Raw genomic sequence first — 889 nt, forward strand, 5'->3', positions numbered from 1 at the left:
TGTATCGTCTGGCGCGCCATGCCGAACTTCTGGCTCGCTATCATGCTGCTGACGGTGCTCGGGAGCGCGTACACCCTCGCCGCCGGCGACTTCTTCGCGTTAAACTTCGACTGGCAGACGATCGGGCCGAACCTGGACTCCATCAGCGGAAGTCCGGACCTCTCCCGGCTCGACACCGTCGACGGTTTCCTCGCGGCAACAAAGAAAGTCCTCCCGGCAGCCGTCGTCCTCGGCTCGGCCTCGATGGGCAACGAAATGCGCATCGGGCGGACGGCGGTGCTGGAAGTCAGAAACGAGGATTACATCGACCTCGCGAAGGCGAAGGGCGTCTCGAAGCGCGCGCTCGTCTGGAAACACATCCTACGAAACGCGCTCGTTCCCCTCGTGCCGATCATCACCAGCGAGGCGTTCCTGCTCATCGGCGGGTCGGTGTTAGTGGAGACGGTCTTCGGCATCAACGGCATCGGCAACCTGTTCTACCAAGCGGCGATTCAGGGCGATCTCCCGCTCGTGGGGACGCTTATGTACGTGTTCATACTCATGATAGTCGGCATCAATCTCATCCAAGACCTGCTGTACACGCTTATCGACCCACGTGTCGGGCTGGAGGGTAGCTGAGATGGCTCGCGCACACGAAACGACTTCCGGAACGCTACTCCCGACGAACTCGCCTGCTGCCGTCTGGGCCGCAATCGGGGCTGTCCTCTTCGCGGCGCAAGCAGGGGCGTTTTTCGGCTTTGTCGTTGGCGTCTTCGGGGACCTCCTCGCGGTGACACCGCTGCCGGGGGCCGCGTTTGTTACTGCCGTTGAGGCCGCGGTGGAGCAGATCCCGACGCTGCTTTCCCGAGACGTGATCCCCAACGACGGCTACTGGAACGGGAGCCGCTGG

Annotated in this window: 1 protein-coding gene and 1 pseudogene; both read left to right on the forward strand. The window is 62.8% G+C overall.

Translation table 11 applies throughout. The features are described 5' to 3' along the window. Positions 1-618, forward strand: a 618-nt coding sequence (locus tag DVK07_RS19805) for an ABC transporter permease (protein ID WP_147441266.1), incomplete at its 5' end; no start/stop codon positions are given. Position 619: 1 nt separating this feature from the next. Further along, positions 620-889, forward strand: a pseudogene (locus DVK07_RS19810) (ABC transporter permease); the annotation flags it as partial.

Source organism: Halorubrum sp. Atlit-26R (assembly GCF_003666015.1).
Taxonomy (GTDB): domain Archaea; phylum Halobacteriota; class Halobacteria; order Halobacteriales; family Haloferacaceae; genus Halorubrum.